The organism is Methylococcus capsulatus str. Texas = ATCC 19069, assembly GCF_000424685.1.
GTDB lineage: Bacteria > Pseudomonadota > Gammaproteobacteria > Methylococcales > Methylococcaceae > Methylococcus > Methylococcus capsulatus.
In genome coordinates, this window is record NZ_AUKJ01000004.1 from 52,632 (window position 1) to 72,500 (window position 19,869).

Sequence of the window (19,869 nt, forward strand, 5' to 3'; positions counted from 1 at the left end):
CCACGATGGCGACGTACCTGCAACCGGCGCACTCCTCCGGGGCCCGACATGAATCCAATCGAGAAGATATTCCTCGTTCTGGCTGCCGCCGCATTTGCGGTCATCGGCGGACTCAGCACGCGGGTGCCTTCCGTTGGGCCTCCACCCCCTTCCGCCCTGCCGTGGCTCGCCGTACCCAAATAGCCGGGCGCAAGGTGCGACCGCTTCCCGGCGTCCGTTTCTTATTTCCCGCTAAACTTGAGTCGAAGAGAGGATAATTCCTTTCCGTTCGGCAGGCCCGCCTCAACCCGATGGAGAAACGCCATGAGCGGCCCCAAGTTCAGCGACATCACCCTCCCTCCCGATCTGACCGGTCACGGCAAAGGCACCGGCCCAGTGCGCCGCCGCCGTCCGATCTACGTCGACCTGCTGCCGCCCTGCAACAGCGCCTGTCCGGCCGGCGAAAACATCCAGGCCTGGCTGGCCGAGGCCCAGGCCGGCCGCTACCGGCGCGCCTGGCAGATCCTGATGCGGGACAACCCGATGCCGGCGGTGCACGGCCGCGTCTGCTACCACCCCTGCGAGTCCCATTGCAACCGCAACGAAGTCGACGAGGCGGTGAGCATCCATGCGGTCGAACGCTTCCTGGGTGACCTCGCACTGCGGGAGGGCTGGGAGGCGGAGACCGAGGCGCCGCCCAGCGGCCGGCGGGTGCTGGTGATCGGCGCCGGACCCAGCGGGCTGTCGGCCGCCTATCATCTCGTGCGCCTGGGACATGAGGTCGAGATCCACGAGGCGGGCCCCTTGGCCGGCGGCATGATGCATTTCGGTATCCCCGCCTATCGCCTGCCCCGTCGCGAACTGGAGCAGGAAATCCAGCGCATCCAGCGGATGGGGGTCAAAATCCGGCTCAATCACCGGGTCGATGACGTACTCGAGGAGCAGACCAATGGACGTTTCGATGCCGTCTTCCTCGCCATCGGAGCGCAGCTGAGCAAACGGGTCGAGATCCCCTCCCGCGATGCCGGCAAGATTCTCGATGCAGTCAGTTTCCTCCGTCAGTCCGCCAGCGGCGATCCGCCGAAACTGGGACGCCGGGTCGCAATCTACGGCGGCGGCAACACCGCCATGGACGCCGCCCGCACCGCCAAGCGCCTGGGTGCGGAAGAAGCCCTCATCATCTACCGCCGCGACCGCGAGCACATGCCGGCCCATCCGTTCGAGGCCGACGAGGCGCTGGAGGAGGGCGTCAAGATCAATTGGCTGCGCAGCATCAAGCAGATCGACCAGACCCACATCCAGGTCGAGGTCATGCGCATCGACGAACACGGCTACCCGCAGCCGACGGGAGAATTCGAGACCCTGGAAGCCGACGCCCTGATCCTCGCCCTGGGGCAGGACACCGACACCGCCTTCCTGCACAGGATCCCCGGAATCCGCTTCAAGGAAGACGGCACGGTGCTGGTCGACGCCAACCTGATGACCGGCAAGGCCGGCATCTTCGCCGGCGGCGACATGGTGCCCAGCGAGCGCACCGTGACGGTCGCGGTCGGCCATGGCAAGAAGGCCGCCCGCCACATCGACGCCTATCTGCGCGGCACGACCTATGCCCCACCCCCCAAACATCCCGTCGTCGGCTTCGACCAGCTCCACGTCTGGTACCTGACCGAGGCCGACCAGCGCGAACAACCCGTGCTCGACCCGGTCGTGCGGGCCTATGGCTTCGACGAGGTCGTGCAGGGGCTGAGCGAGCCCGAGGCGCTGTTCGAGGCGCGGCGCTGCTTCTCCTGCGGTAACTGTTTCGAATGCGATGGCTGCTACGGCGCCTGCCCCGAGCAGGCCATCGTCAAGCTGGGCCCGGGCAAACGCTACCGCTACGACTACGACCGCTGCACCGGCTGTGCCGTATGCCATGAACAATGTCCCGCCCATGCCATTGAAATGATCAGCGAACCGGGAGCTTGAGACCCATGCATTCGACCATCGAAACCACGCTCGACGGCAATGAAGCAGTGGCTTACATCGCCTACCGGATCAATGAGGTCTGCGCGATCTATCCGATCACCCCGTCCTCCACCATGGCCGAGCTGGCCGACCAGTGGGCGGCGGAAGGCAAGACCAATATCTGGGGCAACGTGCCGCTGGTGGTGGAGATGCAGAGTGAAGGAGGGGCGGCCGGAGCGGTGCACGGGGCGCTGCAGACAGGCGCCTTGACCACCACCTTCACCGCCTCGCAGGGACTCTTGCTGATGATCCCGAACATGTACAAGATCGCCGGCGAACTGACCCCGACGGTGTTCCATGTCGCCGCTCGCTCGCTCGCCGCTCAGGGCCTGTCCATCTTCGGTGACCATTCCGACGTTGCCGCCGTGCGCCCCACCGGCTTCGCCCAGCTCGCTTCCGGATCGGTGCAGGAGGCGCACGACATGGCTGCCCTGGCCCAAGCCGCCAGTCTGGAATCCCGGATTCCCTTCGTGCATTTCTTCGATGGCTTCCGCACCTCGCACGAGGTCAACAAACTGACCCTGATACCCGACCAGACCCTCCGGGCTCTGATCGACCCGGTCCGTGTCCGCGAACATCGGGCGCGAGCCCTGAATCCAGACAACCCCTTCATCCGCGGCACCGCCCAGAACCCGGACGTCTATTTCCAGGGCCGGGAGACCGTCAACCCGTTCTATGCCCGTTTGCCCGAAATCGTGCAGTCGCAGTTCGACAAATTCGCCGGACTCAGCGGCCGGCAATACCGGCTGTTCGATTACTTCGGCGATCCCCAGGCCGAGCGGGTCGCAGTGGTGATGGGTTCCGGAGCGCTCACCCTGCGCGAGACCGTCGCCTTCCTGTGCCGGCGGGGCGAGAAGGTCGGCGTGGTGCAAACACGCCTTGCTCTGCCCTTTTCCGCGCCTCACTTCTTGGCTGCGTTGCCGCCGAGCGTCCGGGCCATTGCCGTGCTGGACCGGCTCAAGCTGCCGGGTGCCATGGGTGAGCCGCTCTATACCGACGTCGTCACGGCGCTGGCAGAAAGCGGATCACCGGTCCGGGTCATCGGCGGGCGCTACGGTCTCTCGTCCAAGGAATTCACCCCGGCCATGGCCAAGGCGGTGCTGGACGAACTGGCCCGGCCGCAACCGAAGAACCATTTCACCGTCGGCATCCGTGACGACGTGTCCCACACCAGCCTGGATTACGACGAACGGTTCGAGATCGAGCCGGAGGACGTGGTGCGCGCCCTGTTCTTCGGCTTGGGCGCCGATGGCACCGTCGGCGCCAACAAGAACAGTATCAAGATCATCGGCGAATCCACTCCGCTTTACGCGCAGGGCTATTTCGTCTACGACTCGAAGAAATCCGGCTCCCGCACCGTCTCCCATGTACGCTTCGGTCCCCGCCCGATCGAATCGCCCTATCTGATCCGCTCGGCCGGCTTCATCGGCTGCCATCAGTTCAACTTCGTGGAAAAGATCGACGTGCTGGAGCACTCCCGCCCGGGAGCGGTGTTTCTGCTCAACAGCCCCTACGGACCGGACACCGTGTGGGACCACCTGCCCCGCCCGGTGCAGGAACGTATCATCGCTCAGAACATCGCTTTCTACGTCATCGACGCGTCCAAAGTCGCCGCGGAATCCGGCATGGGCGGCCGTACCAACACCATCATGCAGACCTGCTTCTTCGCCCTCTCCGGCGTGCTGCCGCGCGAGGAGGCGATCGAACGGATCAAGACCTCGATCCGCAAGACCTACGGCAAGAAAGGCGAGGATGTGGTCAAGATGAACTTCGCCGCGGTGGACCATACCCTGGCGCATCTGTATCGGGTGGAGGTGCCGGCGCGGGCCACCAGCCGCCTGGAAATGCCGCCGCCGGTGCCGCCCGAGGCGCCGGATTTCGTCCAGCGGGTAACGGCAGCCATGATGGCCGGGGCCGGGGATACCCTTCCGGTGTCCGCCCTGCCGGTCGACGGCACCTATCCTTCCGGCACCACACGCTGGGAAAAGCGCAACATCGCCGACACGGTCCCGGTGTGGGAACCGGACATCTGCATCCAGTGCGGCAACTGCAGCTTCGTCTGCCCGCACAGCGTCATCCGCGCCAAGTTCTATCCGGAATCGCGGCTCGCCGGTGCGCCCGCCGGCTTCAAGTCCGCCCCCATCAACGCGCGCGGCTTCCCGGAAACCCGCTATACCCTGCAGGTCTACGTCGAAGACTGCACCGGCTGTGGTCTGTGCGTAGAGGTCTGTCCGGTCCGCAGCCCCCGGGAAGCCGGCGTCAAGGCCATCAACATGCGGCCGAAGGCACCGGTCCTGGAGCAGGAGCGCAGCAGCATCCCGTTCTTCGAACGACTGCCGGTCAACGACCGGTCGCGGGTGGACTTCTCCTCGGTACGCGGCGCCCAGTTCCTGGAACCCCTGTTCGAATTCTCCGGCGCCTGCGCCGGCTGCGGCGAAACGCCCTATGTGCGCCTGCTTTCCCAGTTGTTCGGCGACCGCCTGCTCGTCGCCAACGCCACCGGCTGTTCCTCGATCTACGGCGGCAACCTGCCGACCACGCCATGGTCCAAGAACGCGGAAGGCCGCGGTCCGGCCTGGTCGAACTCGCTGTTCGAGGACAACGCCGAATTCGGCCTGGGCTTTCGGCTCAGCGCCGACAAGCATCTGGCCCTCGCCCGTCAGCGGCTGAAAGAACTCGGGCCACGGCTTCCGGCCGGGCTGGCCGACGACATACTGAACGCGCCGCAACGCGCCGAATCCGAGATCCGCCGCCAGCGCCAGCGCGTCGCGACGCTGAAGTCCGCCTTGCGGGACATCGACTGCGAAGCGGCCCGGGATCTGCTCTCGGTCGCGGACCATCTGGTCCGACGCAGCATCTGGATCGTCGGCGGCGACGGCTGGGCCTACGACATCGGCTCGGCCGGGCTCGACCACGTCCTCGCCAGCGGCCGGGACGTCAACGTCCTGGTACTGGACACCGAGGTGTATTCCAATACCGGCGGCCAGATGTCGAAATCGACCCCGCTCGGCGCCGTCACCAAATTCGCCGCTGCCGGCAAACCGGTCGCCAAGAAGGACCTCGCACTGCAGGCCATCGCCTATGGCAACGTCTACGTCGCCCGGATCGCCATGGGCGCCAATCCCCAACAGACCTTGCTGGCCCTCCGCGAAGCCGAGGCCTATCCCGGCCCCTCGCTGGTCCTGGCCTACAGCCACTGTATCGCCCACGGCATCGACATGCGGCAGGGCTTGAAACAGCAAGATCTGGCTGCCGCCAGCGGTCACTGGCCGTTGCTCCGCTACAACCCGGCGCTGCGCCGAGCCGACCGCAATCCCTTCGTACTGGACTCGCCCCGCCCCCGTATCAAGCTCAAGGACTATGCTATGAACGAGCTGCGCTACAAGATGCTGGCCCACTCCCGCCCGGCGGAAAGCGAGCGCTTGATGGCGCTGGCCCAGCAGGTGGTCGATCAGAAGTGGGAAACCTACGAGGAAATGGCGAGTCGCAGCGGCGCCCACTTCCATCCCGATGCCAGCCTCAAGACCCAATGACCGAGGAAACGCGCCATGGACCTGAGCACAAACTATATGGGACTGTCTCTGAAGCACCCCGTCGTCGCGTCGGCCTCCCCGCTTTCGGAAAGCCTCCACGGCATCAGACGGCTGGAAGACGGGGGCGTCGCCGCCGTGGTCCTGTTTTCCCTGTTCGAAGAGCAGATCCAGCAGGAAAACGAGGTGTTCTCACGGCTGCTGACCGCGGGAAGCGAAAGCTTCGCCGAATCGTTGAGCTATTTTCCGGCAACCACCGCTCATCATGCCGGACCGGATCGCTATCTCGAGCTGATCCGGCGAGCCGTCGAAGCCGTCGACATTCCGGTCATCGCCAGTTTGAACTGTGTGAGCGACGAGGGCTGGATCGACTATGCACGCCAGATCGAACAGGCCGGTGCCCACGGCCTGGAGCTCAACATCTATGGCATCGAAACCGATCCCACCATCTCCGGCGGAGAAATCGAACAGCGCTATGTCAATAGCCTGACAGCAGTCAAGTCGGCGGTTCACATCCCCGTCGCCTTGAAGCTCAGCCCGTATTTCAGCGCCATGGCCCACATGGCCGTGCGCCTCGAACGAGCCGGCGCTGATGCGCTGGTGCTGTTCAACCGTTTTTACCAGCCGGACGTCGATGTCGAGCGGCTGGACCTCCATCCCTCGCTGGAACTGAGCAGCCCCAGCGAAATACGTCTGCCCCTGCTCTGGATCGCTCTGCTGCACGGCAAGCTCCGCCTTTCGCTGGGCGCCACGACCGGCGTCGCCGGCGCCGGAGAGGTGGTCAAATATCTGCTCGCGGGCGCCGATGCCGTCATGACCGCCTCCGCCCTGCTGCGGCACGGACCCAGCTACGCCGCGGTGCTCGTGAAAGGCCTGGAGCACTGGATGGACGCTCACGGTTTCGCATCCGTCACCTTGCTCAAGGGAATCATGGGCCATGACAGGATCGCCAACCCTGCCGCCTACGAACGGGCCAACTACCTCAAAGTCCTGGACTCCTATCAGATGCCGCCCGTGTGAGGGGGGCGACATGAAAGGCGTGGCCGGGAAACCACGCCTTCCCGCAAGGAAAAAACGCCGCGGCTTCAGTGCCGGGGTTTCGCCGCCGGGGTTTCGGCAGGCGCCGGGGTCGCAGTCCCGGGGGGAGTGGCGGCGGCCGGCGCCGGCGAGGCCGCCGTATCGGCCTTGACGGTGATCTTGTCACGATTCTTGGCCAGAATGCCTTCCTTGATGCCCTTTACGCGCTTGAGGTCGTCGACTGATTTGAAGTTGCCGTGAGCCTCACGGTCCTTCACGATGGCCTCTGCTTTGGCTTTTCCCACACCGGTCATCGTCGCGGCGATTTCCTCGGCGGTCGCGGAGTTGATATCCAGCGGTTCGGCCCAGGCTGCAAGGCTGAATAACATGAACAAAAGCAAGGCGAACAGTTTTTTCATGTCAGTCTCCAACATGAGGGTTGCAGGAGTTTTTTACTATAGAAGGGGTTCTCCGGAAATCAATGTGCCCTTGTAGCCGGCGGGCGGGACTTGCCCTTCCCGGCCCTGGCTGGGTAAAGTGCCTTCCCTGTCGTAATCGCCAGATTCCATCCACAACCCCGTCCCGAGGGCACCCCATGGACCAAGATCAAGCTTTCCGCCGGACCCTGGCCGGCCTCACCGCAACCGCCGCGCTGCTGGCCGGCTGCGGCAGCGAAACCCCCGAACCGGCCAAGACTTCGGCGCCAGCCGCCACGACGAGTTCCACTCCTTCCACGCCTCCACACATTCCGGTGACTCAGTCCGAGCACCAGATTTTCGAAAAACTTTATGTCGAGAAATGCATCAAGGGACAGCAAAACGATCCCGACAGCCTTGTCAAGGACGACCAGGAACTGGGACGGGTGTGCGAGTGCATGGCGAAGGAGATATCGCAGCGGATCAGCAAAGCCGACGCCGTGCATTTCAATCAGAAAGGGGAATTCCCGTTCGACCTGGTCATCATGAGCAATCAGGCCGCGAACCACTGCCTGGGTTCTTCGTAAGATCTGCCGCAGCCAGCCGGCGGCCCCATGAATCCCGGTCGACCGCCAGGCGCGATGGGTGCGCCGGGCGGGTTTTCGAGGACGGCCACCGCGGCGATGCTCCTCAAGGACCGTCGGGCAGATTGCCGCTGATCGTCGACTGTTTCCCTTTGAAGGTGACGGTGCCCGACACCCCGCCGTTGCTGGCCGCGATGTTGCCGGTGATCACGGAACCGGTGACGGTGGTGATCGAGCCCTGGGCACTCTTGAGTCCACCGCCGTCTCCGCCGGCCTGGTTGCCGTTCAATACGGAATTCTTGAGGTAGGCGGAACCGAAGCTGTAAATCCCGCCGCCACCGCCGCCGGCCTTGTTGCCGGTCACCTCGGATCCATACAGCGACAGGGTTCCCCAGCCGGAGGCCGAACTGTTGTTGTAGATGCCGCCGCCGTCCAACCCGGCGATGTTTCCGGTGACCTGAGACTGCTTCAGGGTGGTCGTGCCGTAATTGTAGATACCGCCGCCGTGATTCACGGCGTTGTTCCCGACGACCGTCGAACCGATCAGCGTCAGATCGCCGTAGTTGAGAATGCCACCGCCATCGCCGACACCGCCGCCACCGGTGATGGTGAGATTCTTGACCTTGACCCTGTTGGCCGCTCCCATGATGGTCAACACCGTCCCGCCGCCCGCCCCGAACAAGGTCGGCGCCGTGCCTTTGCCTCGCAGTTCGACGTTTTTCCACACCACGAAATGGCCCACACAGGTGCCCGATATCTCCAGAGTACCCCCCGACTTGATGGCATCCAGCTCAGACTGGAGATTGGTCGGACAATAAACCCGCTTGGCCAGTGCGGGCTCGGCCACCGACGCCAGGAGGAGGAGCACTACCCCGGAGCGGGGTCCTATCCTTGAGATTCCACTGGGCCGTCTCACCTGACGCAGTCCATCGTTCATAACCACCTCGCATTGTTCTTGGGAAAGGCGCGCGGACCGGCCAGCGGCACGCACGGACGAGGGCCTGCCGACATGTACAGCACGTCCCGATACGGCCCCGCCGCGAATTCTACAGGTGTTTCATGTGGATATTCAGGATTTTGACACGGTAGGCGATCTGTCTCGGCGTCATGTCGAGCAGGCGTGCGGCTTTCGCCTGCACCCAGCCGCTCTGTTCGAGTGCAGCGATGATGCGCTCCCGTTCATCCAGGTTCTCATCACCCAGGTCGACTTTGTAGGAAGCCACATCGGCCACCGTCGTCAGCTTCTCCTTGAGCCCCGTCATGCCGATCACCTCGCTGTCGATGACCCCTTCACGGCTCATGATCGCCGCGCGTTCGAGCAGGTTTTCCAGTTCGCGCACGTTGCCGGGCCAGTCGTGCCGCATCAGCGAACGGATGGCGCTCTCCTTGATTTCCAGAAGCCGGCCGCCCTGGTTGCGGGAGATTCTGCCCAGCAGGAAGCGGGCGAGCTCCGGAATGTCCTCCTTGCGCTGCCGCAGAGGAGGCATCTGGATGGGCATCACGTTGAGGCGATAATAAAGGTCCTCACGAAATGCCCCTTCTTCCACCGCAGACTCGAGATCCCGGTTGGTCGCCGCAATGATCCTCACATCGACTTTGAGCGTGTGGATGCCGCCGACCCGTTCGAATTCACCCTCCTGCAGCACCCGCAGTAGCTTGGCCTGGAAAGCCGGTGAAATCTCGCCGATTTCATCCAGAAAAAGGGTACCGTGGTTGGCCAGCTCGAACCGCCCCTTGCGCTGGTTGACGGCGCCGCTGAAGGCGCCTTTCTCGTGGCCGAACAGTTCCGACTCCAGCAGGTTTTCAGGCAAGGCGGCACAGTTGAGCTTCACGAAGGGGCCACTCGCCCGGGGCGAATTGAAGTGGATCGCGCTGGCGATCATCTCCTTGCCGGTGCCCGATTCGCCCCGGATGAGCACCGTCGTGTTCCATTTCGCGACCTGGCGCACGGTCTCGAAGACACGCAGCATCGGCGGCGTCCGGCCGATGATGTTCTCGAATCCGTAATTCGAGCGCAGCGTCTGTTGCAGCTGCTCGCATTGGGTCGTGAGATCGCGCTGCTTCTGTTCCATCCCGCGCAGCAGGCCGACACTCTGCGCGACCAGATTGCTCACCATCTCCAGGAACCTGGCGCGCTCGCCCAGCAGCTCACGCTCGCTGGGCTGCGCCGCCAGCACCCCGAGCAGTTCATCCTTGCCCACATGGATGGGCGAGCCGATGAAGGGCAACTCCGGATCGTAGAGACCGAGGCGGCCGAGGAAACGCGGCTCGTCAGCGATGCGCTCCACCACAATGGTGCAGTTTGCTTCCAGAATGGTGCCGATCAGTCCTTCGCCCGGCTCGTAACGCACCGGCTCGTTGGAAGTCCGCCCGGCTTCGCCCCGCCGCAGTACCGCCAATACCAGTGCATCGGTTTCCGGCTCCCGCAGCGCGATCATCCCGGAACGCAGATCGGCCTGCTCGTGCAGGACGTTGAGCACACCCTCCAGCCTGCCCTTGAGATCGGCCGTGCTGTTCAACACCTGCCCGACCTGATAGAGGGCATCGAGCTCCCGCTCGATCAATGTGTAGCGATCAACCATGGGAAACCTTCGCAGGCCGCTCCGGTTGCGTCTGTCTGATCTCGAACTGCATATGGATGCGGCAGCCCTCCTGGTAATCCGGATCGATGCGGATCAGACCGTTGTGCTGGTTGACGATCTCGTGCGCGACGGCCAGCCCCATGCCGACATGCTGGCGCCCCAGGCTCGCCTTGGTGGTGAAGAACGGCTCGAACACCTGGGTCCGCAGCCCCGCCGGTATCCCCGGACCGGTATCCTCGATGGTGATGTGGATCAGCTGATCACGCGTCCAGGTGAGGATGCGCAGTTCCCGCCGCCTGGAATGCGCCATGGCATCGATGGCGTTTTCGATGAGCTGTTTGAACAGCGAGCGCAGCCGGTTCTCCGAACCTTTCAGGCTGGGCAGGACCGGAGTCGGCACCCATTCCACCACGATGCCGCTAGCGAGCAGGCGTTCGGTCAGCAAGGTGATCGCATCGTGCAGCACCTGGTTCAGATTGACGGGTTTGAACGCATTGTTGTCGCTATGGGGGATGCATTTCTCCAGGGTGCAGATGGACGCTTCGCCGGCCGCCATGACCTGCTGCAGGAGGTCGCGCAGCGCCACGTTGCCGGCGTCGTCACCACGGCGGTCCAGGATGTTCTTGGCGGCGCCGATCAGGTTCAGTGGCCCCTGGATCTGGTGGATGGCGGCGAACAGCGTTTCCTTGAGGCTCTCGAGCTTTTCCTCCTCGGCCATCAAGGCCTGAAGCCCCCGCAGGCGGTATTGTTCCTGTTGCTTTTTCTGCTGGGTGATGTCGTCCACCGTCAGCAGCAGATAGCCCTTTTCCGAACCGGAGAAAAATCCGTCGACCGATCCCTCCTCATGGCGGAACCACTGACCGGCACAGGAAAACCAGCGCGAAGGTCTGCCGCCGCCGGGATCGAAACGCAGCTCCAGATTCCTGAACGCCTTTTCGCGGTGCCAGAAATCGTTCCAGTCCTCCCCGGATTCCTCGCGCAGCAGTTTCAGGAACAACAGCGCGGGTTCCTCGACTTTCAGATCGCTCGCCAGCGCCTTGTACATCAGATTATCCAGAACGATGCGGCCGTTCTCGTCGATCAGCACGGCGGACACGGGAATCGACGCCACCACGGTTTCCAGGAACAGAGTCTGCTGGCGCACCTGCTGTTGCAGCAGATACTCTTCCGTCACGTCGCGGTGCATGCCGATGAAATGCGTGGTCTCGCCCGCTTCATTCAGCATCGGCGCCACGGTGAGATCGGCGAGATAGCGCCGGCCGTCCCGGTGGCGGTTCAGCAGGCGCCCTCGCCACGGCTGCTGGCGGGTGATGCAGCCCCACAGTTCCTGATAGACCTCCGGCGGCGTACGCCGGTCCGAGAGCATCGATTCGTTGCGTCCGATGCACTCTTGTGGTGCATAGCCGGTGATCTCACTGAACGCGGCGTTGACATACAGGATATTGGCTTTCAAATCCGTGATCGAAATCGCCACCGGCGCCTGGTCTACCGTTGCGCGCATCAGGGACGACGGCAGATCGCGATCCACGGGGCATTCAGAATTCGACAAGTCTATTGGCACGGCAATCCCTCCTTCGATACCCGTGAAGCAAGATATGTGCCCGTGAGGCTCCTGCGGCGAACTCCCCGGTATCCGCGACCGCCCTGGCCACTACCGGTAGCCGACGGCCCCGGTTACACTACCCGCGTTCCCTCCACGGAGTACCCGAAATGAAAGGCGACACTCAAGTCATCGAATACCTCAACAAGGTTCTCACCAACGAACTGACCGCCATCAACCAGTATTTTCTGCACGCCCGAATGTTCAAGAACTGGGGCTTCGGTAAGCTCAATGAACACGAGTACAAGGAATCCATCGACGAGATGAAGCATGCCGACCGCCTCATCGAGCGGATTCTTTTTCTCGAAGGACTGCCGAATCTGCAGGACCTGGGCAAACTCAAAATCGGCGAGAACCCCGAGGAAATGCTGCGCTGCGACCTTCAGCTCGAACAGCAGGCCCTGCCCTTGCTAAGAGATGCCATCGCCTTCTGTGAAGAACGCGGCGACTATGTCAGTCGCGAGCTTTTGGAGGACATCCTCGAGAGCGAAGAGGAACACGTAGACTGGCTGGAGACCCAACTGGAGCTGATCGGCAAGGTGGGTCTGCAAAATTATCTGCAATCCCAGATGTGAGTGGCCCGAGCGCAGGTCTCCTGCAAGAAGGCCGTTCTCTCGATGAACGGCCTTCGTTTCACGGCCGTCGTCGCCGAAATCCTCAACCCTGCTGTCGTTCCATCCGCGCCCGCCTGAAAACCTGGCCAAAACAGAGGCGCAGAACGCCATAGGCGCTCAGGACGACCAGCATGACCACCGTGATTTCCAGCCAGTTCATCTCGTATGTCATCGTACTGTCCCCCGGCCAATGAGAGAAAAGCCGCTTTCGGTCGTGTTGGAATCAGGCAGGCCTGACGGAAATCTCACCGCCCAGCACTTGCGCCTGGCAAGCCAGCCGGTTGTTCTTCCCAGCCATGATTTCCCGCAGGATCTTGTCTTCCAGGACGGAGGGTTCGCTCAGATCGTCCGCCCCGGTTGTGACCACCATGAGACAGGTGCCGCAGTCTCCCTCCCGGCAGCCGTAAACGATCCCTGCCCCCACCTTCTCCGATATTTCGATCATTCGAGTCCCGGCCGGGACGGTGACCGTGACACCGATGTCTTCAAAGGTGACAGTGGCTTTGGCCATCGCTGGGAACTCCCGCATCGCTTGCTTGCGCGCAATCAAGCAGACGTCGTGCCAAGAAACAATCTTTCTTTATTTCATGAACTTGGGGTCTTGCCGCATGTCGGACTTACGACATGGAATCCTCGCTGCTTGTCGCAAAACCAACAGCTTCCGCAGCAAGGGAGGGCGTTTGGATCGCGCCGACACCGCGGTGATGCCGGCGGAAAGAAGAGGCTCGAGCTTGAGGCGACGGGGCAGACTGCCGCGGATCCTCAGTTCGACTCCTTGAAATCGTAGACCACGGCTTTTTCCACCAATGGCTTGAGGGACTCTTCGATCACTTTCCTATGTTCGGGATGCGCCAAATAGTCCTGCAGCGCCTGTTCGTTCTCAAAAGTGGCGACTATGCCGACATCGTAGGAACCGTCGACTACGGCTCGATCCGCGGTCAGCACCGTTCCCACCTGATAGCTGAGAACCATGGGCAACTGGCCAAGACGCCGGCTGTTCTCGATGTACTGCTGCCGAGCGGCCTGGCTGCCGTGGTCCTTCAGCCACACGATGACCACGTGCTGCACCCGTCCTCCATCCGCCGCAGCCATGGCGGGACACACCCCGGCGAGCAGCATCGCCCCCGAAATACATATCCGCTTGAACATTGTCTTACCCCTCGTTGTGTTGAAAAACCTGGACACCCGCACTCAATGCGCCAGCTTGAGTGTCATCACACCGGCAACGATCAGCGCCGCCCCCAAGTAACGTCCCGGGGTGGCCGCATCGCCGAAAAACCACACACCGACAAAAAAGGTACCGGCCGCTCCGATACCGGTCCATACCGCGTATGCCGTGCCCATGGGAATCTCCCGTTGCGCCAGCCACAGGAAAATGCCACTCAGCACCATACACAGCACGGCCAGCACCAGGCCGGCCAGTCGCGTGCCTTCGGTTTGCGACAGTTTGAAACCCAGCGGCCAGCCGATTTCCAGGCAACCGGCCAGGATCAGATAGGCCCAGCTCATGCGCTCAGCGGCTCAGCTTCCAGACCAATACCCCCAGTGCGATGCCGGCTCCCAGCAGCCGAAGCACGTCGTAAGCGAGGTCGTTTTCGGCCGCCGGCACCTGCCTCCGCCCCCACAGCGAACGGACCGCGTCTGCAGGCGAAAGCCCTACCAATGCGAACAATCCTTCTACGTCGCCCGCCTCGATGTCGACGGCGATGAGGCCCAAAGCCGCCGCCAGTTCAGCAAAAAAAGTAAGCGACTCCACGGCCTTCGAACGATAGTGCAGTGTTATGCTGCCGGTCGCCGGGTTGACCGCGGCATGATGGATTCCCGCCACTTTGGAGAGACGTGCGGTGAGCTGCTCCGCCTCATGCGGTCGCCCCTTCAGGCGTTCCGACTTCAACCGGATGCGGCCAGGCACGGCGTGCGTCACGAGCAGGCCGTGCCCGGGAGAACCCTGATGGTTGCCGTCCTGCCCGTTCGTCATGGGAACCTCCCCCGATGAATCATGGAAGCCCACCCGCCGGAGGCCAACTGGTCGCCCGGCTGCACCGACTCCAGCCGGCACGCCATCGCGGGCGCCGCCGTGGTCTCCTCCGCCTCCTTCCAAGCGGCTAAATCCTTGTCGGCGACCGGTGAATAGGCGCCCGGCCGACCACCGTGTGCCAGACCCCGCCGGAATTTCGACGGCGCAGTCGCCGCTATCCGCCCGAAGATCGAGCCTTTCGGCGATGCGGCCACTATCATCGAAACACGATACCGAAAATGCCCACTGCGCCACGACCATCGGCTCCCAGCCGTCGGGACGGGAATGACGGTGCGGTCGAGGAGCAGGTACCGGCTTCCATGGCGTCGAACAGGCACTGGACAGAACCCCCTGACACCGGATGAACTTCGGGATTCTTGCGCAAGCGGGCCGAACGCGCGGCTTCTTCGCTCGGTCCGGCCAGCATTCCGGCCGTGATAAGGCTTCATTAGAGGCATATGTCGGCGAACCGTGAACGTGCATTCACGGCGCCAGCGTATCCCGGCCGTGGGAATCGCGCAATCCTGCCGTCCTGAAACTGATAGAATCCGCCGCAGTCCCACGGACCCGAATTACCCTCCTCTGGCCGCCATGAACGCTCCCGAAGCCGCACCCGCCGAATTCGACCCGGTGTCGGCGCTCTCTGCCATTGCTGGCGTGGCCGACTGGATCGGTCTGCGCTTCGTCGAAGAAGTCAGCCAGCACCGCTCCGTCCGCAACGGCAAACCGGAGCGGAACCAGGTGCATGTGAGGCGGGGCGCAATGGTCGAAGCCGTGATGGAAGGCAATCTGGCCTATGCGGCGACTCCCGACCTGTCACATGCCGGCCTGCAAGACGCGGCAGGCCGCGCTGCTCGGCTGGCACGTGCGGGTGCCCGCCATGCGGTAGCGGCTTTTTCGCCCGGCCTGCGCCCCGCCGTGTCTGGCGCTTTCGCCGGCCCTTGCGCGCAGTGTTTCGACACCCTCTCCCTGGAAGAACTGACGGCCAGGTTGATCGCCGCCTGCTCCCGGCTACGGGTGTCCGGCGACATCGTCGAGACAATGGCGGAAATCACCCTGACCCAACATTCGAGCTGCTATGCCACCTCCAGCGGCACGGACATCGCCCAGCGCTTTCACCTGGTGAGCCAGAACTTCGTCGCCACGGCCCAGGACGGCCCGGAAATCCAGCGACGCTCCCTGAACGGCCCGGTTGCCCGCTGCCTGCAGGGAGGACTCGAAGTGTTGGACTTCGACTGCATCTACCGGGAATGCGAACGCGCCGGCCGGGAGGCGCTGGAACTGCTGGCCGCGGAAGACTGTCCGGGCGGCACCCGCGATCTGCTGCTGGCGCCGGATCAGATGCTGCTGCAGATCCACGAATCGGTCGGCCATCCTCTCGAACTGGATCGCATCCTCGGTGATGAGCGCAATTACGCGGGCTGGAGCTTCGTCAAACCGGAGGATTTCGGCCGACTGCAATACGGCTCGCCCTTGATGAACATCAGCTTCGACCCCACTCTCCCGGGCGAATTCGCTTGCTACGGCTTCGACGATGGGGGCAACCGTGCCCATCGGGAATACCTGATCCGGGGCGGCCTGCTGCTGCGTGGGCTCGGCGGCCTGGAAAGTCAGGCGCGGCTCGGCCTTCCCGGCGTCGCCAACTTCCGGTCGGCGGGTTGGAACCGGCCGCCGATCGACCGGATGGCCAATCTCAACCTCGAACCCGGCGACAGTACCCTGGACGATATGATCGCCTCGGTCGAGCGCGGTATCTACATGAGCGCCAACCGCTCCTGGTCGATCGACGATTACCGGCGAAAATTCCAGTTCGGATGCGAATATGCGCATCTCATCGAGGATGGTCGGTTAACCCGCGTGGTCCGGAATCCCAACTATCGGGGGGTGACCCTCCCCTTCTGGCATTCGCTGAAAAAGGTGGGGAATCTCGACACCTTCGGCATTTTCGGGACCCCATTCTGCGGCAAAGGCGAGCCCCACCAGATGATCCGGGTCGGCCACGCCTCCCCACACTGCCTGTTTGCCAACGTCGAAGTCTTCGGAGGTGGCCGGTGAGCTTTGCCCGGGACACCCATCGCCTGCTCGAGCGTCTGAGCGACCACGCCTTCGCCGCGCTCCGCCCGGGAGAAGCACTCAGCTTGAGCCTGTCTGCAGAAAACCAGACCTATCTCCGCTTCAATACGGGCAAAGTCCGGCAAGCGACCGGCGTCCGTCAGTGGCGGCTCGAGCTCGATTTCCGGGCTCGGGACCGCCAAGTAACATTCACGACGGACCTCTCCGGCCGGGTGGATCGGGACCACCGCGATCTCCATGCGCTGCTGGCTCGGGCCCGCTCTGACGCCGCATCCCTGCCGCCCGATCCTTTCGCCGCACCGCTGGAAAATCCCAGTCAGAGCGAGGAGTGGCACGAGGTCGCCACCCCCGACCCGGCGGAAGTCATCGAACAGATTGCCGTCGCGACCGCCGGTACGGATTTCGCCGGGCTATTCGCCGCCGGCCCCCAGATTCGTGCGGTACGGAATTCCACGGGGCAGAACCACTGGTTTGCGACATCCGGCTTTTTCCTGGACTACTCGCTGTTCACCGTGAATTCTGCGGGCGAAAACAAGGCCGTCAAGGGCTTGCTGAGTGGCACGGGCTGGCGTGCCAGCGAACTCGCCCTTGCGATCGAAGCAGACCGCCACCGGCTCGATCAATTGCGTATGCCTTCCAGGACGCTGGCGCCAGGCGAATATCGCGCCTACCTGGCCCCCGCCGCCGTGGCCCATGTCGTCGAGCTGCTGTCCTGGGGCGCGGTCAGCTTCGGCGCATGGAAGAAGGGCGGATCGGCCCTGCGGCGCTGGATCGAGGGAGAAGTGCCCTTGTCCGAGCGGTTCAGCCTGAGGGAAAACTTCGCGCTCGGACTCGGCCCGAGGTTCAACAGCCTCGGCGAGCTGGCTCCCTTGCAACTGCCCATAGCCGAACGCGGCGCGCCGAAAAATCTCTTGACCGGGGCACGCTCGGCCCGGGAATACGGCGTAACCTCCAATGGCGCCGAATCCGGTCTGTGGTCGGAAGAGCAGCTGCGCTCGCCAGAAATACTGCCCGGTGATCTGCCCGAACGGGATGCACTCAAACGCCTGGATTCGGGCCTTTACATTGGCAACCTGCACTACCTCAACTGGAGCGACCTCAAGAGCGCCCGGGTGACCGGTATGACCCGCTACGCCTGTTTCCTCATCGAGCACGGCGAGATCGTCGCGCCCATCCAGGACCTGCGTTTCGACGACAGCCTTTACCGCATCTTCGGCACCGAACTCGAGGCACTGAGCGAGGAAACCCGGCTGTTTCCAGCCACCGAAACCTACGGGCAGCGCGCGCTGGGCGGCTGCAAGGTCCCCGGCATTCTGCTGTCCCGTTTCAGACTGACCCTCTAACCCGATAGCCCCCCACGACCCATCGCATGTTGAAAAAACACCCCACCTTTCCCGGCATCTCCGGCCCCATCGTCACTGTCGTCATGGACGGCTTCGGCTACAGTCCCAAGACCACCGGCAACGCCATCGCCCAAGCCTACACGCCGACCCTGGACCGCCTGCTGGCGACGTGCCCGCATACCCTCCTCAAGGCGCATGGCAAAGCCGTCGGCATGCCCAGCGATGACGACATGGGCAATTCCGAGGTCGGCCACAATGCGCTGGGTTCAGGCCAAGTCTACCATCAGGGCGCCGCGCTGGTCGCTGAAGCGATCGCCTCCGGTGCGCTGTTCGAAGGCACGGCATGGCGGGAAATCATGGACAATGCGCGGCAGCATGGCTCAACCCTGCATTTCATCGGCCTGCTCTCCGACGGTAACGTCCATTCCCACGTCGACCACCTCAAAGCGATGATCGTCCGGGCCAAAGCCGAAGGCCAACGGCGGGTGCGCATCCATATCCTGCTGGACGGCCGGGACGTGCCCGAAACCTCGGCACTGGAATATGTCGGACCGTTCGAAGCGTTCCTCGCGGAACTCCGGGACGAAACCTTCGACGCCCGCATCGCCAGCGGCGGCGGGCGCATGAACATCACCATGGACCGCTACGAGGCCGACTGGGGCATGGTCGAACGCGGCTGGCACACCCATGTGCTGGGCGAGGCGCGGCACTTCGAATCGGCGACCCAGGCCATCGAGACCCTGCGTGCGGAGCATCCCGGCATCATCGACCAAGACCTGCCACCGTTCGTCGTCGCCCACGACGGTGAGCCGGTGGGTCAAATATTCGACAAAGACAGCGTGATCTTCTTCAACTTCCGCGGCGACCGGGCGATCGAAATCAGCCGCGCCTTCGAGGAAGAGGAATTCGCGCCCTTCGACCGCGTACGCCATCCCGGCGTAACCTATGCCGGCATGCTCCAGTACGACGGCGATCTCGGCATTCCCAGACGTTACCTGGTGGCGCCTCCGGCCATCCATGGCACGATGGGCGAATACCTGGCAGCGGAAGGCATCACCCAGCTCGCTATCTCTGAAACCCAGAAATACGGCCACGTCACCTATTTCTGGAACGGCAACCGCAGCGGCAAGTTCAACGAGTCGCTGGAGACCTACGTCGAAATTCCTTCGGACAGGGTACCGTTCGAACAACGGCCGTGGATGAAATCGGCCGAAATCACCGACGAGCTGATCCGCCAGATCAAAACCGGCAGGCACCGCACCGTCCGCGTCAATTACGCCAACGGCGACATGGTCGGGCACACCGGCCACTATCAGGCGACGATCATCGCAGTCGAAGCCGTGGATCTGGCGCTGAGCCGGCTGTTGCCTGTGATCGATGCGCTCGGAGGCGTAGCCCTGATCACCGCAGACCACGGCAATGCCGACGAAATGTATGAGCTGGACAAGAAAACCGGCGAGCCCCAGCGAACCCCCAGCGGCGCGCCCAAAGCAAAAACTTCGCACACGCTCAACTCGGTGCCGTTCATCTATTACGACCGCCTTGACCGCGCCGTCATCCAAAATCCGGGCGATGCCGGCTTGAGCGCCGTGGCAGCCACCACGGTGAACCTGCTGGGATACGAGGCTCCGGACCTGTGGGACCGGGGACTGCTGGCATTTGGATGAACCACAGGGCGATCGAAGCGAAAACGATCGTTTCGCCGATCTCTTTCCGCCTCACCCGGGACATCCCCGACTCCCCACAACGGCATTTCCTGCTGTCCGATCATGAAAAACTTCCGCAACGCAATATACAAGCATGGACATACCATTGTGGTCTGCATGCTCGTCACGACACTGGTGCTCGCCGTCATCACCGTTCGTAGCGGCATCCTCGATCGCACCGACTTCAAGCAACAAGACCAGTTGATCCCCGTCGACGCCTCTGATGACCAAGCAATCCCAATGAACCTGGGCGTTTATGTGGAAAACATCTATAACTTTTCGCCCAACCAGAAAACGTTCGATGCCGAAGGATGGGTGTGGCTGACCTGGCCTCAAGCCGCCCAGGATATTTTTGCTGTGAATGGAATACCTTCGAGCCAGATGCTCGATTTCGTCAACTCGGT

At 63.1% G+C, this 19,869-nt stretch carries 19 protein-coding genes (1 of these 19 cut by a window edge); 10 read left to right on the top strand and 9 right to left on the bottom strand.

Translation table 11 applies throughout. The features are described from left to right. Positions 1–303: 303 nt before the first annotated feature. The 3 genes from H156_RS0100690 to H156_RS0100700 are packed head-to-tail and all read left to right on the top strand — an operon-like array spanning position 304 to position 6,533. On the top strand, positions 304–1,944 hold the full coding sequence (locus H156_RS0100690) for an NAD(P)-binding protein (protein ID WP_017365059.1): 1,641 nt from the start codon (positions 304–306) through the stop codon (positions 1,942–1,944). A 5-nt stretch (positions 1,945–1,949) separates the two neighbouring features. Continuing rightward, positions 1,950–5,516 carry a pyruvate:ferredoxin (flavodoxin) oxidoreductase gene (nifJ, locus tag H156_RS0100695; RefSeq protein ID WP_017365058.1) on the top strand — a complete coding sequence of 1,189 codons (3,567 nt, stop codon included), beginning with the start codon at positions 1,950–1,952 and terminating at the stop codon, positions 5,514–5,516. A 15-nt stretch (positions 5,517–5,531) separates the two neighbouring features. Then, a complete protein-coding gene (locus H156_RS0100700) occupies positions 5,532–6,533 on the top strand; it encodes a dihydroorotate dehydrogenase-like protein (protein WP_017365057.1) in 1,002 nt (333 codons plus the stop codon). A gap of 65 nt (positions 6,534–6,598) precedes the next feature. Here H156_RS0100700 and H156_RS0100705 read toward each other — a convergent pair whose 3' ends face one another. Next, complete coding sequence (locus tag H156_RS0100705; RefSeq protein ID WP_010960095.1) at positions 6,599–6,949, bottom strand: ComEA family DNA-binding protein; 351 nt, start codon at positions 6,947–6,949, stop codon at positions 6,599–6,601. Between the two features lie 176 nt (positions 6,950–7,125). Between H156_RS0100705 and H156_RS15580 the strand changes: the two genes are divergently transcribed. Further along, on the top strand, positions 7,126–7,533 hold the full coding sequence (locus H156_RS15580; RefSeq protein ID WP_017365056.1) for a hypothetical protein: 408 nt from the start codon (positions 7,126–7,128) through the stop codon (positions 7,531–7,533). 103 nt (positions 7,534–7,636) lie between these two features. Here the strand turns inward: H156_RS15580 and H156_RS0100715 are convergent, their stop codons facing one another. The 3 genes from H156_RS0100715 to nifL all read right to left on the bottom strand — a co-directional run bounded on the left by H156_RS0100715 (position 7,637) and on the right by nifL (position 11,640). Then, complete coding sequence (locus H156_RS0100715) at positions 7,637–8,398, bottom strand: right-handed parallel beta-helix repeat-containing protein (protein WP_017365055.1); 762 nt, start codon at positions 8,396–8,398, stop codon at positions 7,637–7,639. Between the two features lie 178 nt (positions 8,399–8,576). Then, positions 8,577–10,112, bottom strand: coding sequence for a nif-specific transcriptional activator NifA (nifA, locus tag H156_RS0100720; protein ID WP_010960092.1), 1,536 nt, complete (start codon positions 10,110–10,112; stop codon positions 8,577–8,579). Beyond that, complete coding sequence (gene nifL / locus H156_RS0100725; protein WP_238536839.1) at positions 10,105–11,640, bottom strand: nitrogen fixation negative regulator NifL; 1,536 nt, start codon at positions 11,638–11,640, stop codon at positions 10,105–10,107. The genes nifA and nifL overlap by 8 nt, the downstream gene beginning before the upstream one ends. A 182-nt stretch (positions 11,641–11,822) precedes the next feature. On the opposite strand from nifL, the gene bfr reads away from it, so the two are divergent. After that, positions 11,823–12,287, top strand: coding sequence for a bacterioferritin (gene bfr, locus H156_RS0100730; RefSeq protein ID WP_010960090.1), 465 nt, complete (start codon positions 11,823–11,825; stop codon positions 12,285–12,287). An 82-nt stretch (positions 12,288–12,369) separates the two neighbouring features. On the opposite strand, the gene H156_RS17620 is transcribed toward bfr, so the two are convergent. The 5 genes from H156_RS17620 to H156_RS0100755 form a co-directional block, all read right to left on the bottom strand. Then, positions 12,370–12,498, bottom strand: a complete 129-nt coding sequence (locus H156_RS17620) for a hypothetical protein (protein ID WP_256993108.1) — start codon at positions 12,496–12,498, stop codon at positions 12,370–12,372. A gap of 51 nt (positions 12,499–12,549) precedes the next feature. Next, positions 12,550–12,837, bottom strand: coding sequence for a 2Fe-2S iron-sulfur cluster-binding protein (locus H156_RS0100740; RefSeq protein WP_010960088.1), 288 nt, complete (start codon positions 12,835–12,837; stop codon positions 12,550–12,552). 251 nt (positions 12,838–13,088) lie between these two features. Next, a complete protein-coding gene (locus tag H156_RS0100745; RefSeq protein ID WP_026045900.1) occupies positions 13,089–13,475 on the bottom strand; it encodes a Dabb family protein in 387 nt (128 codons plus the stop codon). Between the two features lie 42 nt (positions 13,476–13,517). After that, a complete protein-coding gene (locus tag H156_RS0100750) occupies positions 13,518–13,835 on the bottom strand; it encodes a DMT family transporter (RefSeq protein ID WP_010960086.1) in 318 nt (105 codons plus the stop codon). A 4-nt stretch (positions 13,836–13,839) separates the two neighbouring features. After that, positions 13,840–14,304, bottom strand: a complete 465-nt coding sequence (locus H156_RS0100755; RefSeq protein ID WP_017365051.1) for an HMA2 domain-containing protein — start codon at positions 14,302–14,304, stop codon at positions 13,840–13,842. A 21-nt stretch (positions 14,305–14,325) separates the two neighbouring features. Here H156_RS0100755 and H156_RS17625 point away from each other — a divergent pair, with 21 nt between their 5' ends. The 5 genes from H156_RS17625 to H156_RS0100785 form a co-directional block, all read left to right on the top strand. Then, positions 14,326–14,460 (top strand): hypothetical protein, encoded by a 135-nt coding sequence (locus tag H156_RS17625; RefSeq protein WP_274517077.1) that lies wholly within the window; start codon positions 14,326–14,328, stop codon positions 14,458–14,460. Positions 14,461–14,934: 474 nt separating this feature from the next. After that, on the top strand, positions 14,935–16,398 hold the full coding sequence (locus H156_RS0100770) for a TldD/PmbA family protein (protein WP_017365048.1): 1,464 nt from the start codon (positions 14,935–14,937) through the stop codon (positions 16,396–16,398). Next, the gene (locus H156_RS0100775; RefSeq protein WP_017365047.1) at positions 16,395–17,759 is read left to right on the top strand and encodes a TldD/PmbA family protein; all 1,365 of its coding nucleotides are present in this window, start codon (positions 16,395–16,397) and stop codon (positions 17,757–17,759) included. The genes H156_RS0100770 and H156_RS0100775 overlap by 4 nt, the downstream gene beginning before the upstream one ends. A gap of 26 nt (positions 17,760–17,785) precedes the next feature. After that, positions 17,786–19,426: a 2,3-bisphosphoglycerate-independent phosphoglycerate mutase gene (gpmI, locus tag H156_RS0100780; RefSeq protein WP_017365046.1), complete on the top strand. Its 1,641-nt coding sequence runs from the start codon at positions 17,786–17,788 to the stop codon at positions 19,424–19,426. A gap of 102 nt (positions 19,427–19,528) precedes the next feature. Further along, a protein-coding gene (locus tag H156_RS0100785; protein ID WP_017365045.1) for a ligand-gated ion channel crosses the window boundary here: on the top strand, positions 19,529–19,869 show its beginning. It continues 799 nt past the right edge of the window; only the first 341 of its 1,140 coding nucleotides appear in the window; its start codon is at positions 19,529–19,531; the stop codon falls past the right edge of the window.

Excerpts from the sequence above, each read along its gene's own strand:
- H156_RS0100755 (WP_017365051.1), bottom strand. The coding sequence starts at position 14,304 with ATGACGAACGGGCAGGACGGCAACCATCAGGGTTCTCCCGGGCACGGC.
- H156_RS0100700 (WP_017365057.1), top strand. The coding sequence starts at position 5,532 with ATGGACCTGAGCACAAACTATATGGGACTGTCTCTGAAGCACCCCGTC.
- nifA (WP_010960092.1), bottom strand. The coding sequence starts at position 10,112 with ATGGTTGATCGCTACACATTGATCGAGCGGGAGCTCGATGCCCTCTAT.
- H156_RS0100745 (WP_026045900.1), bottom strand. The coding sequence starts at position 13,475 with ATGTTCAAGCGGATATGTATTTCGGGGGCGATGCTGCTCGCCGGGGTG.
- H156_RS0100770 (WP_017365048.1), top strand. The coding sequence starts at position 14,935 with ATGAACGCTCCCGAAGCCGCACCCGCCGAATTCGACCCGGTGTCGGCG.
- H156_RS0100690 (WP_017365059.1), top strand. The coding sequence starts at position 304 with ATGAGCGGCCCCAAGTTCAGCGACATCACCCTCCCTCCCGATCTGACC.
- bfr (WP_010960090.1), top strand. The coding sequence starts at position 11,823 with ATGAAAGGCGACACTCAAGTCATCGAATACCTCAACAAGGTTCTCACC.
- H156_RS15580 (WP_017365056.1), top strand. The coding sequence starts at position 7,126 with ATGGACCAAGATCAAGCTTTCCGCCGGACCCTGGCCGGCCTCACCGCA.
- H156_RS0100740 (WP_010960088.1), bottom strand. The coding sequence starts at position 12,837 with ATGGCCAAAGCCACTGTCACCTTTGAAGACATCGGTGTCACGGTCACC.
- nifJ (WP_017365058.1), top strand. The coding sequence starts at position 1,950 with ATGCATTCGACCATCGAAACCACGCTCGACGGCAATGAAGCAGTGGCT.
- H156_RS0100705 (WP_010960095.1), bottom strand. The coding sequence starts at position 6,949 with ATGAAAAAACTGTTCGCCTTGCTTTTGTTCATGTTATTCAGCCTTGCA.
- H156_RS17620 (WP_256993108.1), bottom strand. The coding sequence starts at position 12,498 with ATGACATACGAGATGAACTGGCTGGAAATCACGGTGGTCATGCTGGTC.
- H156_RS17625 (WP_274517077.1), top strand. The coding sequence starts at position 14,326 with ATGGAAGCCCACCCGCCGGAGGCCAACTGGTCGCCCGGCTGCACCGAC.
- H156_RS0100750 (WP_010960086.1), bottom strand. The coding sequence starts at position 13,835 with ATGAGCTGGGCCTATCTGATCCTGGCCGGTTGCCTGGAAATCGGCTGG.
- gpmI (WP_017365046.1), top strand. The coding sequence starts at position 17,786 with ATGTTGAAAAAACACCCCACCTTTCCCGGCATCTCCGGCCCCATCGTC.